Annotated in this window: 15 protein-coding genes; 6 read left to right on the top strand and 9 right to left on the bottom strand. The window is 35.9% G+C overall.

Annotated features, from left to right (window positions below; genetic code table 11):
* Positions 1–13: 13 nt before the first annotated feature.
* The 3 genes from Q4503_RS17205 to Q4503_RS17195 all read right to left on the bottom strand — a co-directional run bounded on the left by Q4503_RS17205 (position 14) and on the right by Q4503_RS17195 (position 3188).
* Positions 14–1072, bottom strand: coding sequence for a trypsin-like peptidase domain-containing protein (locus Q4503_RS17205; RefSeq protein WP_303603016.1), 1059 nt, complete (start codon positions 1070–1072; stop codon positions 14–16).
* A 136-nt stretch (positions 1073–1208) separates the two neighbouring features.
* Positions 1209–2579 carry a Do family serine endopeptidase gene (locus Q4503_RS17200; RefSeq protein ID WP_215974284.1) on the bottom strand — a complete coding sequence of 457 codons (1371 nt, stop codon included), beginning with the start codon at positions 2577–2579 and terminating at the stop codon, positions 1209–1211.
* Positions 2580–2741: 162 nt separating this feature from the next.
* A complete protein-coding gene (locus Q4503_RS17195) occupies positions 2742–3188 on the bottom strand; it encodes a YhcB family protein (RefSeq protein ID WP_215974285.1) in 447 nt (148 codons plus the stop codon).
* Positions 3189–3432: 244 nt separating this feature from the next.
* Between Q4503_RS17195 and zapE the strand changes: the two genes are divergently transcribed.
* Complete coding sequence (gene zapE / locus Q4503_RS17190) at positions 3433–4548, top strand: cell division protein ZapE (RefSeq protein ID WP_215974286.1); 1116 nt, start codon at positions 3433–3435, stop codon at positions 4546–4548.
* Between the two features lie 92 nt (positions 4549–4640).
* Here zapE and Q4503_RS17185 read toward each other — a convergent pair whose 3' ends face one another.
* The 4 genes from Q4503_RS17185 to folB all read right to left on the bottom strand — a co-directional run bounded on the left by Q4503_RS17185 (position 4641) and on the right by folB (position 7300).
* Complete coding sequence (locus Q4503_RS17185) at positions 4641–5483, bottom strand: tetratricopeptide repeat protein (RefSeq protein ID WP_303603015.1); 843 nt, start codon at positions 5481–5483, stop codon at positions 4641–4643.
* Between the two features lie 68 nt (positions 5484–5551).
* A complete protein-coding gene (locus tag Q4503_RS17180; RefSeq protein WP_303603014.1) occupies positions 5552–6385 on the bottom strand; it encodes an undecaprenyl-diphosphate phosphatase in 834 nt (277 codons plus the stop codon).
* 31 nt (positions 6386–6416) lie between these two features.
* Positions 6417–6914 (bottom strand): 2-amino-4-hydroxy-6-hydroxymethyldihydropteridine diphosphokinase, encoded by a 498-nt coding sequence (gene folK, locus Q4503_RS17175; RefSeq protein WP_215974289.1) that lies wholly within the window; start codon positions 6912–6914, stop codon positions 6417–6419.
* Positions 6914–7300, bottom strand: coding sequence for a dihydroneopterin aldolase (folB, locus tag Q4503_RS17170; RefSeq protein ID WP_215974290.1), 387 nt, complete (start codon positions 7298–7300; stop codon positions 6914–6916). Before folB ends, folK begins: the two co-directional genes overlap by 1 nt.
* A 123-nt stretch (positions 7301–7423) precedes the next feature.
* Between folB and plsY the strand changes: the two genes are divergently transcribed.
* A complete protein-coding gene (plsY, locus tag Q4503_RS17165; RefSeq protein ID WP_215974291.1) occupies positions 7424–8017 on the top strand; it encodes a glycerol-3-phosphate 1-O-acyltransferase PlsY in 594 nt (197 codons plus the stop codon).
* 32 nt (positions 8018–8049) lie between these two features.
* On the opposite strand, the gene tsaD is transcribed toward plsY, so the two are convergent.
* Positions 8050–9111, bottom strand: coding sequence for a tRNA (adenosine(37)-N6)-threonylcarbamoyltransferase complex transferase subunit TsaD (tsaD, locus tag Q4503_RS17160; protein WP_303603013.1), 1062 nt, complete (start codon positions 9109–9111; stop codon positions 8050–8052).
* Between the two features lie 246 nt (positions 9112–9357).
* Between tsaD and rpsU the strand changes: the two genes are divergently transcribed.
* Together rpsU and Q4503_RS17150 are read left to right on the top strand one after the other, a co-directional pair.
* Positions 9358–9573: a 30S ribosomal protein S21 gene (rpsU, locus tag Q4503_RS17155; RefSeq protein ID WP_114326764.1), complete on the top strand. Its 216-nt coding sequence runs from the start codon at positions 9358–9360 to the stop codon at positions 9571–9573.
* 47 nt (positions 9574–9620) lie between these two features.
* On the top strand, positions 9621–10064 hold the full coding sequence (locus Q4503_RS17150) for a GatB/YqeY domain-containing protein (RefSeq protein WP_215974293.1): 444 nt from the start codon (positions 9621–9623) through the stop codon (positions 10062–10064).
* A gap of 65 nt (positions 10065–10129) precedes the next feature.
* On the opposite strand, the gene Q4503_RS17145 is transcribed toward Q4503_RS17150, so the two are convergent.
* A complete protein-coding gene (locus Q4503_RS17145) occupies positions 10130–11098 on the bottom strand; it encodes a 1-aminocyclopropane-1-carboxylate deaminase/D-cysteine desulfhydrase (protein ID WP_215974294.1) in 969 nt (322 codons plus the stop codon).
* A 308-nt stretch (positions 11099–11406) separates the two neighbouring features.
* Between Q4503_RS17145 and Q4503_RS17140 the strand changes: the two genes are divergently transcribed.
* Positions 11407–12024, top strand: coding sequence for a PEP-CTERM sorting domain-containing protein (locus tag Q4503_RS17140; RefSeq protein ID WP_303603012.1), 618 nt, complete (start codon positions 11407–11409; stop codon positions 12022–12024).
* 341 nt (positions 12025–12365) lie between these two features.
* The coding region (locus Q4503_RS17135) for a retention module-containing protein (protein ID WP_303603011.1) at positions 12366–13657 on the top strand (1292 nt) is incomplete at its 3' end.

Genomic DNA, 13657 nt, shown 5'->3' with positions numbered 1-13657 from the left:
AGTTATACGCTAGTTAATTAGTAAACTCAGCAATAGTAATATTTGTTTCAATAATTTTTCCTTGGCGGTACAGTTTAAATATTAATGTTGTATTTGGTTTTGTTTCAGCAACTATATCTAGTGCTTGTACAATACTATTTATAGGTTGAGATCCTATCTGGTACAGAATATCACCTACTTGAATGTTGCCTACTTTTGCTGGGCTATTTGGACTTACCTCTTCAACGACAATTCCTTTTGCATCTGTAGAATATTGAGTCGCAGAAATACCCAGCCAACCACGAACTACACGACCATTCTCAATAATTTGTTGCATGATTTTAGCTGCTAGTTCATAAGGAACAGCAAAGAAAATTCCTTGAATATTTAGTTGAGGGTTTGACTGAGTAAATTTTCTTGAGTTGATGCCAACTAATACACCATTACTATTAACCAAAGCACCACCAGAGTTGCCCTCATTAATAGCGGCATCCATTTGTAAAAAGTTTAGATAACTAGTGTTACTTAAGCCACTTCTACCCGTAGCACTGATGATACCTTGCGTAACTGTTTGTCCTAGATTTAAAGGGTTTCCTATCGCGAGAACGATATCACCAGCGAGCGATTGCTGATTATATTTTTGTGGAATAGTAGGTAAATTACTGGCGTTAACTTTCAATACTGCAAGGTCGGTAATTTGATCAAAACCAATGATTTGAGCAGGAAATTGTTGGCCATTTTGCAATACAACATGAATTAAATCTGCATTTTGAATAACATGCAGATTAGTTAGGATATAGCCATTGCTATCCATGATAACACCCGAGCCTAATGTGGTTGTTTTACGGGCAGCCTGACCATATACAGAGCTTGGCATAATGTCTTCAGAATAAATATTCACTACAGCAGGACTAGCGACACTGACAGCCTTAGCATAAGAAAGAGGACTTGTTTCTTGCTGTTCGGTACTCAGAAGTTGTTTTATGAAAGTATTGTCATTCAAATTTGGTTTTAATAGAAGTAAAGCAACGGCAAATAATACGCCATAACTAATAGAATTTATAATGTACTTTAATGCAGGTTTTAATTTCAAAGGATAGCGTCCAGTATAATAGTTATCATTGCGATAATCATTTTTGTTATATTTTTTGAGTTTAGCATAAAATATTGGACGAATAGAAAAATAAAAAGGCTAGTTTTTACTAGCCTTTTTGTTAATGATAAGGTTTTTATCGAATCATTAAATATTGAGAGTAATTATCACGAATTATGTTTAATGCAAAAACACCTTCTTTGTCTTTTAAGTAACTACGCAGATCTCCAACATTATTAATACGTGTGCGGTTTATTGCAGTAATTAAATCACCAGTTTTTAAACCAACTAGCGCAGCTGGAGAATTTTCTTCAACATTTTTGATAATAACACCATTATTATTATTGTTGTTTTCTAATTCAGCCCCTTTAAACATTGGATGTATACTAGCTGCTGCTACATTATTACCTTGAGATTGTTTTAAGGTAACGTCGAGTTCTTTTTCTTTACCATTACGTACAATGGTTAATTCAACCTCTTTTCCTGCACCGATAGAGCCAATTTTGCCACGTAACTCATTAAAGGTTTTTATTGGCTTGCCATTCACTTTAGTGATGACATCACCAGGTTCTATACCTGCTTCATCGGCAGCTGAATCAGGCATTACTTGCTCAATAAAACCACCTTGGTTTGTTTCTAGTTCCATTGCTTTTGCAATTTCACTGTTAAGGCTACGGCCTGAAACTCCTAGTACACCACGGTGTACTTCGCCGAACTCTATGATTTGTTTAGTTAAATTATTCATCATGTTGCTAGGAATAGCAAAACCGATACCAATGTTACCGCCATTAGGGCCTAAAATGGCAGTATTGATGCCTATCAATTCACCACGTAGGTTAATTAGGGCTCCACCAGAGTTACCACTATTGATCGCTGCATCGGTTTGAATAAAGTCCTCGTAGTCTTCAATATTTAGCCCACTACGTCCTAAAGCACTGACAATGCCTGAGGTTACCGTTTGGCCTAAGCCAAAAGGACTACCGATAGCAATAGCAAAGTCACCAACACGTAGTTCATCTGAATCGGCTATTTTAATTTGAGTTAGATTATCGGCATCAATCTGTAATAGGGCGATATCTGAATCAGCATCAGACCCTATTTTCTTTGCTTCAATTTGACGCCCATCTTTTAATGTTATTAATATTTCGTCTGCTTTTTCAATTACATGATTATTAGTAACAATATATCCTTCTTTAGCATCAATAATAACCCCTGAACCTAAACCACGAAATGGGCGTTGCTGTGCTTGGTTAGGGTTTTGATTTGGATTACCAAAAAATCGAAAAATGTTGGGGACATTTTGTCTAACTTCGTGGGTACCTTTGACTGCAATACTGACTACAGCAGGTGTTGACTTCTCTAACATTGGCGCCAGACTCGGCATTTCTTGACCAGTAACGCTACTTGGCCAAATAGAGTACGCCTGTGCTGTAAGTGGTATGAGGGAGCTAGAAAGCAATGCCGCACCTAGTACAGCAGATAAGGGAATAATTGATAACTTTTTCATACGGATGAATTCTCCTAAACTTAATTGAATCAACTTAATGTTAAGTTGATATACCTCCAAATAGACTGAATAAAATAGGTTTAGTTCAAAAATGCATTTTGTACATTTGTAACACTATGTTTCTGAAAGATATAATAAATAATCAATATTTATACTAACTTATTAGGTGTTTTTTGGCTTTTGATCGACAAATAAACCACTTGCTTCATTAGAATAATCTAATGGAGCTTCTGTACTTGATTCATCTTGTTGAGTACTACGTTTCTCATGTCGTAAACCTGCTGTTTGGGCTAGTTGCTCTTGTGTTTCTTGTGAAAAAAAAGGCATTCCATCAGCATCATTAGTTGTTACGCGTTGCAATAACTGAGTGCTTTCTTTCATTTGTTTCATTGCTGTTTGACACGTATTATTCATTTGCTCTAATAAACCGGCAGATGTTGCAAGGTGTTCACTAACATCAACTTTATATTGAGATAACGCCGCTTCACTTTTACTTACTTGTTCTGATAATTTACGTTGTTCTTGGTTTGAAGATGACAAAAAATGGTTAGCAAAAAAGCCAACAATTGCACCAACTACAAAAATGATTAATGCGCTTAAAACTGTCATAGGATTACCTTAAAATGTATGGAAATAAAATTTGTGATAAATTAACGCTGTAATGGTTTACAATAATACCAAATTAATTAAATTTGTCTCTAAGTAAGGTTTAATCTGTTTAGTATAATATAGTGCAAGCATTATATTGTGTAGCGATAACTTAACTTATTGGTTAAATATGTTGGCAATTTTTTCTTTTTCAAGTAAGTTTTCCTTTTTAAGCAAGTAACAACTAATTCAACATGGTTCATTCATGATTAAACTCTCTCCTATTGATAAATATAAGCAAGATTTAAAAAAAGATGATTTTCTTTTTGATGCGGCTCAAGAAAATGCGGTAAAGCATTTACAAAGATTGTATGAAGATTTACAAACCAAACCGGTAGAAATATCTAGCTTTAAAAAAGTTTTAAATAGTTGGAAAAAAGTATATAAAAAACAGGATGATAAACCTATAAAAGGTTTATATTTTTGGGGGGGAGTAGGCCGAGGAAAAACCTATTTAGTTGATACTTTTTATGATTGCTTACCCTTTGAAAACAAGATGCGTGTACATTTTCATCGCTTTATGCATCGTGTTCATCAAGAGCTTAAAGCGTTAACTGGACAATCAGATCCGTTAAAAATTATCGCGAAAAAGTTTGCTAAAGAAACACGTATAATTTGTTTTGATGAGTTTTTTGTCTCTGATATTACAGACGCTATGATTCTAGGCTCTTTATTTGAAGAGCTCTTCGCTCATAATGTTATTTTAGTTGCAACTTCAAATATTGTTCCTGATGAGCTTTATCGCAATGGTTTACAGCGTGAACGTTTTTTACCTGCTATTAAGTTGATTAATGAAAATACTGAGATTGTAAACGTTGATAGCGGTGTTGATTATAGATTGCGTACTTTAGAGCAGGCTGAAATTTACCATTACCCACTCGACCAAAAAGCTACTGATAACTTACATTATTATTTTAAACAGCTTTCATCTGACGCGATCAAGTCTGGGGTAGATATTGAAATAAATAATCGACAACTTCCTACAGTACTTGTCTCTGATGGTATTGTGTATTTTGATTTTTCTGTCTTATGTGAAAGTGCTCGTAGTCAAGGTGATTACATGAAAATTAGCCAAGAATATCATACGGTATTAATGGCTAATGTTAAGCAAATGGGACGAGAAAGTGATGACAGTACTCGACGCTTCATTGCTTTAGTTGATGAGTTTTATGAACGAAATGTCAAACTAATTATGTCTGCAGAAATGCCTTTAGAAGAGCTATATAGCGGCGGTAATTTAGCGTTTGAATTTAAACGCTGTTTGAGCCGCTTGCAGGAAATGCAGTCACATGATTATTTAGCGAGTGAACATTTACCTTAGAATGTTACCTTTATTATTGCCAATATTCATTGCCGAAGAAATCATTAATCTCTTTCTTCGGGTATTGAAATTAGCTATTTACCGTTCGTTTTTTAATACAAAAGAGTATATAGCTTACGACGGTATTTAGTGGCAATAATATCACCATCAGGTAATGACTTTAATACATCTAAAAATAACTCTTTGCTTTTATCTTTAGTTGTTGCTTCACCAGCTTGAACTAAACGAAATAATATTTTTAGAGCGTCTTCATGTCGATTTACTTGGCTATATTGACTCGCAAGTTGATGTTGGATGCTAATGTCATTTGGGTTATCGGCTAATTCTTTTTCTAACACTTGAATTTCTGGTGAATTTGCAGCTTGGTTTGCTAGTTCTAGTTTGGCTAATAAGGCTTGATAATAGCTATCTTGATCAACCATTTTTATGCTATCTAATAATGTTTGAGCTGCTTCTATTTTTCCTGTTTGTATATGGATATCGATTAGTGTCAATTTTATATCAGCGCGCTGTTCATCAAGTTGGTAGGCTTGGGTAATTAAATTTTGTGCCTCAGTGATATTATTTTCGGTTAACGCTAATTTTGCTTGGGCGAGTAGTGTGTCTTCTTGTTTTGGTAAATGCTTATCTAAAAACGTTGCAATGGTTTCGTCCGTTTGTGGTCCTGAAACCCCATCAATAGGTTGCCCATCTTGCACTAGTACAGCGGTAGGTAAACCTTGAATACCGAATTGTTGCGCTATTTGTTGCTGTGTTTCACAGTCGACTGTCGCCATGAGTATTTGTTCTGCATAGGGCGCTGTTTTCACGGTTAATTTGTCTTTTAATTCGACACTTTCAGGTATTTGTTGCGCCCAAAAAGCCACTAATACTAATTTGCTTTTTGATTCTTCTAAAACGATTTTTTGAAAATTTTCTAAAGTAATTGCAATCATATTTGAATTCGCTATATGTTCTGTTTAAATTATTTATTTTGAAAAATGATATTAAAGAGTGCGCTTTTCTAAGCTAATAAAAACCATAATAAGCCAAATCCTAGAATTAAACGATAAATGACAAAAGGCATCATACCAAGTTTGTTTAATAAAATAAGGAAGTAATGAATGCAAGCATAAGCGCTAATAAAAGCGAGAAAACTGCCAAGGGCTATTGCTTGCCAGTCAACAGCTTCTGTTGATAATACCAATTTCAGTGTTAGGTAACTACCAGCCATAGCAATGGCAGGGATTGATAATAAAAATGAAAAACGGGCTGCATTATCTCTAGATAAACCAAGCATTAATCCTATTGTCATCGTGATACCTGAACGTGAAGTACCGGGAATAAGTGCTATTGCTTGTGCTACACCAATTAACATTGCGCCTTTAATACCTAATTTTTCCAGTGGCTTATGAACCTTTCTATTACCGGCTTTTACATCGGCAAACCCTAACAAAAAGCCAAATAATATTGTGGTTAGTGCAATAATAAGTGCTGAGCGTAAATGCTCTTCTATTAAATCTTTTCCTAATAAGCCAAATAAGCCTGCGGGTACCGTGGCAAAGATAATCCACCAGGCAAGTCTCCCTTCAAATTTAATATGGCTGTCCGTATCATTTTTAGCTGGACCAATATTAAACGTACTTAACCAGGCAACAGACATTGTTCCTAATTCTTTGCGAAAATAGAGCATGACTGCTAATAAAGTACCTACGTGTACAGCAACATCAAATGCTAGCCCTTGATCTTGCCAGCCCAAAATTTGAGAGGGTAATATTAAATGAGCAGAGCTAGAAATGGGTAAAAACTCTGTTAAGCCTTGAAGTAAAGCTAAAATAATAATTTCTAAAGTAGTCATAATATTTTATGTGCCCTTTTTCTTGTGGTGATTACCAACAATTTTTAACGATTTTTAGGTGTTGGCTAGTTTTATTATAATTTTGCCAAAGAGTTTGATAGCTTAGTTTTAATAAAGGGTGAATAAGCGTTGGCGCTATTTCACTTAATGGCCAAAGTACAAACGCATTTTTATCTATTTCTTCTCTAGGCAATTGTGCTGGGGTATCAATGATTAAGTCGTCGTAGAGTAATAAGTCAAGATCTAAGGTGCGAGGGCTAAATTTTTTCGCGTCATGTGTTCGGCCATAATCAATTTCAATATTACGTAACTTACTAGCCACTTGCTCGACACTATCGTGAGTTTTTATACCTATAACCATATTGTAAAATGCGTTACCACTGAAACCGATAGCTTCACTTTCAAATAAAGATGATAAGGACAGTTGTGCAAAAGGAATATTAAAAGTAATAGCAAGTGCTTCAAGACCATGTTTAACATGGTATTCACGCTCAATATTACTACCTAAAGAAATATAAATATCAGCCATTATTTTGTAGTTTCATTATGAAGTTTAGTTTGTTCAAGCGTACCACGTTCAATTTCTACACCCACAGTGATAGCATTATGTACTGCTCCGGGTTTGCCAATAGCGAGTCGTAACCAAGGGATGTGAAACTGTGACATTAAATAACTTGCCATACGTTCAGCCAATGTTTCTAATAAATCAACAGGGTTGTCATTAGCAAATGCTTCTATCGCTGTGGATATTTCTGCATAATCTAACGTTTTTTCAAGTTCATCATTTATAGCTGCTTTTGCAGTATCCCAAGCCATGTCTACATCAATAACTAAGGTTTGTTTGATTTCTTTTTCCCATTGAAAAAAGCCAATGGTGGTTTGAATAGCTAGCCCTTTGATAAAAACCTTGTCCATTTGTTACCTATTGAATCATTTTTACAAAATAAAAAGCGAGTTTACCTGTGCAAGTGTAGAAAAACTAGCAGATAACAAGATAGAATAAAGAAAATTGTTATATTTGTGATAATTCTTATTATTATGTTGCTATTAACCTTTGCTATGATCATTGCTGCTTATTTATTAGGCTCTATTTCAAGTGCTATTTTAGTGTGTAGAGTGCTTGGCTTACCTGATCCTAGAACAACAGGGTCAAATAACCCTGGTGCAACAAACGTTTTAAGAATAAGTAATAAACTGACAGCTGCTACTGTATTGTTTTTAGATATATTAAAAGGCACTTTACCAGTATGGAGTGCTTATTTCTTGCAAGTTGAGCCTTTAGATTTGGGGATTATTGGTGTCGCAGCCTGTCTAGGGCATATGTATCCAATATTTTTTAATTTTCGAGGTGGTAAAGCAGTGGCTACCGCCTTAGGAACTTTATTACCTATTGGCTTAGGTTTAGGATTTTTACTGATTATTACTTGGCTTACAGTGGCAAAATTAACTAAATATTCAAGTTTAGCGGCTATTGTTACTGTTTCTTTGGCGCCGTTGTATATTTTTATATTAAAGCCGCTTTATGTTTATCCGGCTTTAATGTTGAGTGCGTTAATTATATTACGCCATAAAGACAATATTGTTCGTTTACTTAAAGGAACAGAAAGTAAAATCTCTACAAAAATAAATTAGTCGATTTAATTTACTATCATCATTGTATTGCTTTAAACTGCAGGTAAGCTATCTAATGACCAACGTGGACTGGCTTTAAAAGTTAGATCTGCGTGTGTGCCTGCTTTTAATCTTTGTAAGCCTGCATAAGCAATCATAGCGCCATTATCAGTACAAAATTCAGGTCTAGGATAAAATACACTACCACCAAGTTTTTTAGTGGTAATGGCTAATTTTTCTCGTAGTGCTGTATTCGCACTAACACCACCAGCAATGACTAAGCGATTTAAATTCTCTTGTTGTAAAGCACGTTTACACTTTATGGCTAAGGTATCAACGACAGCTTGTTGAAAAGCATTAGCAATATCTGCATGGGTTTGTTTAAGTATATCATCCGAGAAGCTTTTGCCATCTGCAGAGAAACACTCTTTTCTAACTAACGTACCAGCTGCTGTTTTTAAACCGCTAAAACTAAAATCTAAACCTGGTCTGTCTGTCATAGGGCGAGGTAATTTGAATCTACCAGCAACACCTGATTCGGCCATTTTTGATAACGCAGGGCCGCCTGGGTAGTCTAGCCCTAACAATTTCGCTGTTTTATCAAAAGCTTCTCCAGCTGCGTCATCAACAGATTCACCTAGTAATTTATATTGACCAATACCGTCGACACGAACAAGCATGGTGTGGCCACCTGATACAAGTAGTGCAACAAATGGGAATTCAGGTACATCATCTTCTAGCATAGGAGCTAATAAATGCCCCTCCATATGATGGACCGGTACTGCTGGTAAGTTCCAACCGTAAGCTAAGCTTCGACCAATTGAACAACCAACTAATAGTGCGCCAACAAGTCCAGGACCTGCAGTGTATGCAACGCCATCTAAATCTTTGGGGGTTAAATTAGCTTCTTTTAATACCGCTTGAATTAAAGGGATTGTTTTGCGAACATGATCACGAGAAGCTAGTTCAGGTACAACGCCGCCATAATCAGCATGTACAGCAATTTGACTATAAAGCTGGTGGGCTAAGATCCCTTCAGAACGATTGCCTTGCCCATCATCGTAAATAGCAATACCTGTTTCGTCGCAAGAAGTTTCAATACCTAAAATTCGCATAAAATTATTTTTGATTCACTTAAAAGAGACGATTTTACCTGTCCTAGTGATATTTCGCTACTATATTTGATACAGGAGCGAGATTAATCTTTACATCACTTAGCACTTAGCAGTAGAATACGTCACCCATTTTTGATAGAGCGGGTGTAAACAAGATTGAGTTTATTTTTTAAATAGAAAGAATTTACTAAGAGATCGAAGTTAAACACCGATTTATATAGATATAATACTAAGGTAAAAAAGTACATGCCAGTAATTAAAGTAAGAGAAAACGAACCATTTGACGTAGCATTACGTCGTTTTAAACGTTCATGTGAAAAAGCAGGAATCCTTTCTGAAGTTCGTCGTCGCGAATGTTACGAAAAGCCAACTTGGGAACGTAAGCGTAAAAAAGCAGCTGCTGTAAAACGTGCAGCGAAAAAAGTTTCTCGTGAGAACGCACGCCACGTTCGCATGTACTAAAAGCATTCTATTTAGAATGTCCTTAGTAACCTTTGGAGTATAATTAGATGTTACTTCTAACTCAGCTCCAAGATGAAATGAAAAATGCCATGCGTGCCCAAGACAAATTACGTCTAGGTGTTATTCGTATGGCTATATCTGCAGTGAAACAAGCAAAAATTGATCATAACACCGAAGCAACTGATGAGAATGTTATTGCCGTATTAACCAAAATGGTTAAGCAGCGTAAAGAATCAATCAAAATGTTTACTGATGGTGGTCGTGATGAATTAGCTGTGAAAGAAGCTGAAGAAGTAAGTGCTTTAGAGTTCTTTCTTCCTCAACCTTTAACTAATGCAGAAATTAACGACTTAATTAATCAAGCTATTACAGATACTGGTGCAGCCTCAATGGCTGACATGGGTAAGGTAATGGCAACATTAAAACCCTTGATGCAAGGTAGAGCCGATATGGGCGTAGTAAGTGGCCAAATAAAAGCCGCTTTAAATTAGCGTACTATCTGGAAATTAAGCAGCAAGAGTTAATAGTTTATAAGAAGCCGTAATAACTTTAGTTATTACGGCTTTTTTATTAAGTTTACTTTTTCAGGCTCTCGCCAATGTTCAGTTTTTAAAATTCCACGTTCAATCATTCCACCAAGTCCTTGCATACCACCAGTATGTAATAAGATAATTCGCTCTCCTTTAGCAAAATACCCTTGCTCAAGTAAATCAATAAACGCTAAAAGCATCTTTCCCGAATAAACAGGTTCAAAATCAACACTGGTGATACGGTTAAATTCAAGTATACGGTTGGCATCTAATTGGCTAAACTTTGCATAACCACCACGATGAAAGTTAGTGAGTAATTGCCAGTTATCATGCAATTTTACTGGCCCTGGTAATAATTTGTTTATAGTATTTGTTAAGTAATCGGCTTCTTTTAATACAGCGATTCCTAATAGTTTATGCAAATTCACATTTGAGTTGAGGTCTCCAGTGATAAGACCCGCTAAAGTGCCACCACTACCTACTGGCGTGATTAATGTGTCGTAATCAGTTTGTTTATTTAATTCTGTGATTATTTCTGCAACACCTTTAATTGCTAGTGTGTTACTGCCACCCTCGGGCACTATAAAGTAATTAGGATACTGTCGCTGTAATTCGGTTAAATAATCAATGTCGTGTCTGCGACGATAAGTTTTACGATCAATAAAATGTAGCTCCATTCCCCAGTATTTAGCCCATGTTAACGTGTAATTATTGGCATATTGTTGTTCACCACGGATGAAGCCTACACAAGGTATACCTTTTTGGAAACAAGCAAATGCTAAAGCATGTATGTGGTTTGAATAACTGCCTCCAAAGCTAAGTACACCATTAATATCTTTACTCCGTAACACATGTTCTAAATTGTATTTAAGTTTTCGCCACTTGTTACCCGAAATAGTTGGGTGAATATTATCATCACGCTTTACTTGAACTACTACGTTATGTTTCGTAAATAGTGGATGATGTAGAGGTTGCAGTTCGGATAAAATGGTCATGGTAGATAAGTAATATCATTGTAATTGTTGATGGTTTGGGTAAAATATAATCAATTGATGAAAATATAATGCATAAGTGTTAAGCTATAAAGTAAGTATACATTGAATTTAAAAATGATAGTTAGGGAATATTTTCTGTCATGTTTTTTAACAGTCAGCATAATAATAAATATTGTTTATGCTTTTTGTTATTGATATATAAGAGTATTTGATTTTTGGCACACAGATTGCTTTATCTGTTGTTAAGAGATCTATACCGTTTTATATGATTTAATTACTGACCCTCTGTAGGGTTTAAGGAAAGTAGTATGAGTTTTAAAATTATAAATGTTGTTTTGGTTTGTTTATTTACTCTTTGTGTTGCAGGAAAAGCGAATGCAGGGTTAATTGTAGGTGATTTATATGCTGATGATGCAGGAGTGCAATGGGAGTATGTAGGCTCATACGACTTAGTTCCTTCAGAAATTGAATATAAACTACCTACAGATGTGGAAATCGTAAACGGTGCTAATACTGAGATTGCTAACTTTAATGGTATTGAGGCTGCAACACATACTTTTGGTGCTCTTACTGGTGATCAAGAATATGCTATAAGTACTAATGATATTGCGATCTATGACTTATTTGATTTTTTAGATATTTCCGAATATACCGTTAACCATGAGGCTTGGTATGATATTTATGGAGGTACAGTCAATGGAGTTAACGTTGGAGTAGTATCAAAAGATGAGTCTTATGTTGAGCCTAATGATTTCTATAATGTTGATGGTGCATTCTCAGCTTATATTGGTGATCGTGCAATTGCAGGGGCTAATATAAACTATGTTTTTAAATCTGTGACTACATCGGTTCCAGAACCATCAACACTTGCTATTTTTGCATTAGCGTTAGCGGGATTAACAGCTCGTCGCTTTAAAAATAAATAGTAATTTTTGTTATTAATTGGCGATGTCGCTCGGCATCGCTATTTGTTTATTTGTTATATATTGTTCATTGTTAAACTAGTAAAAGCACCTCATATTGCCTACTTCTGAACGCATAATCTTAAAAGCCAAATGTAGATCAAAGTTATAGCAAATAACCTTAATTATTCTTAATTACGCCATTGACTTTATGGAGTAATTAACCGATAAAAGATAGCTAGTACAGACTTTATTTAAATAATATTAGTTAAGCTTAATTTATAGTATTTTATTGCTAATCATTCATTAAGTTTTGTTAAATGCTTTTTAAGATATGGTAAACCAAATTAATAGGAAGGTTGTCTATGGAAAATTATACTAACCCAGCAAATGCCGAAGTAACCGATGTTATTGGTGAAGTAAGTATTGATTTGGCTGAAAATACTATATTACAAGTTGGCGATATTATTCAATCAGGCACGACAGTTAACTTAGCAAATGGCAGTGAACTTATATTAACTTTTGCTGATGGTAGTCAACAGAGAGTTTCTAATTCTGAAGGAGAATTAGTCAAGGAAGAGATTGTTGATACCGTTACTACAGAGAGTGAGCTTAACGCTGTCGAAATTACAGATATAGATAACCTGCAGAATGAGATAGAGGCAATTCAAGAGTTAATTGCCTCTGGAGATGACGTTGATCTTCCTGAGACGGCTGCAGGTGAAGTTGCTAACGAGGGAACCGATTTTATAACTTTGAATCGAACGGGTGATGAAACTTTAGCACAAGCGGGTTACGATACTGCAGAACAAGATAACGCGGCTCCTTTACCTGCAAATTTTGAAGCAGATACTATTAATGAACAAGTTCCGGTTGTTGACCCCGAACCACCAGTAGCTGAACCAGAGCCAGAACCAGAGCCACCAGTAGCTGAGCCAGAACCACCAGTAGCCGAACCTGAGCCAGAGCCTGAACCAGAACCAGAGCCTGAACCAGAACCAGAGCCTGAACCAGAACCAGAGCCTGAACCAGAGCCTGAACCTGAACCTGAACCACCAGTATCTGATTTAACTGATGATAATGAGCAAGTCGAGATAGCGGAAGATGAAGTTGCTTCAGGTAGTGTACTAACCAATGCCTCAAGCTCTGAAGCTGGGTTGAAAGTGACAAGCTTTAGTGTTGATAGTGACGGTGACGGTGTAGATGAAACTAATTATCCTGTTGGTGTACCTGTCACGATAGTAGATAAAGGCACGTTATTATTGGATGGTAATGGTGATTATACCTTTACACCGTTACCTGATTATAATGGAGATGTTCCCGTTGTTACCTATATTGTAGAAGATGGAGCGGGCGATACTAATGAATCAACATTAACAATTGTGGTGACACCTGAGTCAGATCTTATTGATGATAATGAGTATGTTGAGATAGCGGAAGATGAAGTTGCTTCAGGTAGTGTACTAACCAATGCCTCAAGCCCTGAAGCTGGGTTGAAAGTGACAAGCTTTAGTGTTGATAGTGACGGTGATGGCATCGATGAGACCGATCATGCAGTTGGTACACCGGTGACGATTGCTGATAAAGGCACCTTGTTATTAAATGGAGACGGCACTTATACTTTTACGCCACTGCCAGACTTTAACGGAGCAGTGCC

This window comes from Colwellia sp. 6_MG-2023 (assembly GCF_030547765.1).
Taxonomy (GTDB): Bacteria; Pseudomonadota; Gammaproteobacteria; order Enterobacterales; family Alteromonadaceae; genus Colwellia.
This window is presented reverse-complemented; position numbering and strand designations above follow the sequence as displayed.

Coding starts and splice junctions, on each gene's coding strand:
- Q4503_RS17140 (WP_303603012.1), top strand. CDS start 11,407: ATGAGTTTTAAAATTATAAATGTTGTTTTGGTTTGTTTATTTACTCTT.
- Q4503_RS17200 (WP_215974284.1), bottom strand. CDS start 2,579: ATGAAAAAGTTATCAATTATTCCCTTATCTGCTGTACTAGGTGCGGCA.
- folK (WP_215974289.1), bottom strand. CDS start 6,914: ATGGCTGATATTTATATTTCTTTAGGTAGTAATATTGAGCGTGAATAC.
- tsaD (WP_303603013.1), bottom strand. CDS start 9,111: ATGCGAATTTTAGGTATTGAAACTTCTTGCGACGAAACAGGTATTGCT.
- Q4503_RS17180 (WP_303603014.1), bottom strand. CDS start 6,385: ATGACTACTTTAGAAATTATTATTTTAGCTTTACTTCAAGGCTTAACA.
- Q4503_RS17195 (WP_215974285.1), bottom strand. CDS start 3,188: ATGACAGTTTTAAGCGCATTAATCATTTTTGTAGTTGGTGCAATTGTT.
- Q4503_RS17185 (WP_303603015.1), bottom strand. CDS start 5,483: ATGATTGCAATTACTTTAGAAAATTTTCAAAAAATCGTTTTAGAAGAA.
- Q4503_RS17145 (WP_215974294.1), bottom strand. CDS start 11,098: ATGACCATTTTATCCGAACTGCAACCTCTACATCATCCACTATTTACG.
- zapE (WP_215974286.1), top strand. CDS start 3,433: ATGATTAAACTCTCTCCTATTGATAAATATAAGCAAGATTTAAAAAAA.
- Q4503_RS17150 (WP_215974293.1), top strand. CDS start 9,621: ATGTTACTTCTAACTCAGCTCCAAGATGAAATGAAAAATGCCATGCGT.
- folB (WP_215974290.1), bottom strand. CDS start 7,300: ATGGACAAGGTTTTTATCAAAGGGCTAGCTATTCAAACCACCATTGGC.
- rpsU (WP_114326764.1), top strand. CDS start 9,358: ATGCCAGTAATTAAAGTAAGAGAAAACGAACCATTTGACGTAGCATTA.
- plsY (WP_215974291.1), top strand. CDS start 7,424: ATGTTGCTATTAACCTTTGCTATGATCATTGCTGCTTATTTATTAGGC.